The following is a 2,279-nucleotide window of genomic DNA, read 5'->3' as shown; positions in this document are numbered from 1 at the left end:
GCCAGTAGCGGCGGCGCTGGAACGGGTAGGTCGGCAGCTCGACCTCGCCGGGGCGGCCGGTGCCGAGCAGCGCGGCCCAGTCGACCCGGTGGCCCTGCACGTGAATCCGGGCCAGCGCGGCCAGCACGGCCGCCGGCTCGGCGAGGTCGCGGCGCAAGGCGGTCGCGGTGGCCGGGGCGGTCGCCGGGTCGTCCAGGATCGTGCCGACCAGGCCGGTCAGCGTGCCGTCCGGACCGAGCTCCACGAAAGTGCCCACCCCCTCGGCGGCCAACTCCTGCACCACGTCGGCGAACCGGACCGCCTCACGGACCTGGCGCACCCAGTAGCCCGGGTCGGTCAGCTCAGCCGCCGTCGCCAGCCGACCGGTCAGATTGGAGACCACCGGAATCACCGGCGGCGCGAAGCTCAGTGAGGCAGCAACGGCGCCGAACTCGGCGAGCATGCCGTCCAGGTGGGCCGAGTGGAAAGCGTGACTCACCCGCAGGCGCCGGCTCCGGCGATCCGCCAGCGCCCCACGAACAGCCTCCACCGCCGCCTCGTCACCCGAGACCACCACCGAACGCGGCCCGTTCACCGCCGCGATCTCCGCACCCGCCACCAGCGCCGCCAGCACCTCCCGCTCGCCCGCCTCCACCGCCACCATCGCACCACCCGACGGCAGCGCCTGCATCAACCGCGCCCGCGCCGCCACCAGCACAGCCGCATCCGACAGCGACAGCACACCCGCGACATGGGCCGCCGCCAGCTCCCCGATGGAATGGCCGGCCACGAAGTCCGGCCGCACCCCCCACGACTCGAACAGCCGGAACAGCGCCACCTCCACCGCGAACAGCGCAGGCTGCGTCCACCCCGTCTCGTCCAGACCCTCACCCGAGGCGATCACCTCCGCCACCGGCAGACCCAACGCCGCCACCACCGCATCGAAAGCGGCCGCGAACACCGGGAACGCCGCATACAACTCACGACCCATCCCGACCCGCTGACTGCCCTGCCCCGAGAACAGGAAGGCCAGGCCACCGGAGCCTGCGGTGCCGCGCACCACGGCCGGGCCGTCCAAGGTGTGCAGGGCCGCTGGGTCGCCGAGCACCACGGCGCGCTCCTCCAGCGCGGCACGGGCGGTGGCCAGGGACTGTGCAACGGCCACCGGGTCGGCGTCGGTCAGCAGCTCAGCCACCTGTGCGGCCTGGGCCCGCAGCGCCGCGCCGGTGCGCGCCGAGACCACGAAGGGCAGCACCGGCAGAGCCGCGGTGTCCTGCGGCGCGGCGGACTCCGGGACCTGCGCGATCGGGACCTGCGAGATCGGGGCCGGCTCGCTCGGGGCCTGCTCGCTCGGGGCCTGCTCGATGATCACGTGGGCGTTGGTGCCCGACACGCCGAAGGCCGACACCCCGACCCGGCGCGGCCGGTCCAGCCGCGGCCACTCCTGCTGCTCGGTCAGCAGCCGCACCGCGTCGCCCGACCAGTCCACATGCGGGGACGGCTCGTCCACGTGCAGCGTGCGGGGCAGCACCCCGTGCCGGATCGCCAGCACCGACTTGATCACACCCGCCACCCCGGCCGCGGCCTGGGTGTGCCCGATGTTCGACTTCACCGACCCCAGCCAGAGCGGCCGATCCGCGGTACGGCCCGCACCGTACGTCGCGATCAACGCCTGCGCCTCGATCGGGTCACCCAGCCGGGTGCCGGTGCCGTGCGCCTCCACCACGTCGACCTCGGCGGGCGCCAGGCCGGCGTTGGCCAGCGCCTGGCGGATCACCCGCTGCTGGGCCGGACCGCTGGGCGCGGTCAGGCCGTTGGACGCACCGTCCTGGTTGACCGCACTGCCGCGCAGCACCGCCAGCACCCGGTGCCCGTTGCGCCGCGCGTCCGACAGCCGCTCCACCAGCAGCAGACCCACCCCCTCCGCCCAGCCGGTGCCGTCGGCAGCGGCCGCGAAGGCCTTGCAGCGCCCGTCGGGCGACATCGCCCGCTGCCGGGAGAACTCCACGAAGGTGGTCGGCGTCGACATCAGCAGCACGCCGCCGGCCACCGCGAGGTCCGACTCGCCCGAGCGCAGTGACTGCGCCGCCAGGTGCAGCGCCACCAGCGAGGAGGAGCACGCCGTGTCCACGGTCACCGCAGGACCCTCGAACCCGAAGGAGTACGAGATCCGGCCCGAGGCCACGCTGCCCGCGTTGCCGATCCCCAGGTACGCCTCCAGCTCGGCCGGCACCTGCTGGCCGGCGCTCGCGTAGTCGCGGCCGGAGATGCCCGCGAAGACGCCCGTGCGGGTGCCGCGA

1 protein-coding gene is annotated in these 2,279 nt (G+C 74.6%); it reads right to left on the bottom strand.

Annotated elements, in window-relative coordinates:
• Nucleotides 1-2,279: type I polyketide synthase (locus AA75_RS51265; protein WP_233289418.1), on the bottom strand; the 2,279-nt coding region annotated here is incomplete at both ends.

The organism is Kitasatospora sp. MBT63 (assembly GCF_000710465.2).
GTDB lineage: Bacteria > Actinomycetota > Actinomycetes > Streptomycetales > Streptomycetaceae > Kitasatospora.
Note: the sequence above shows the minus strand (reverse complement) of the source record. Positions and strands in the feature narration are given on the sequence as shown.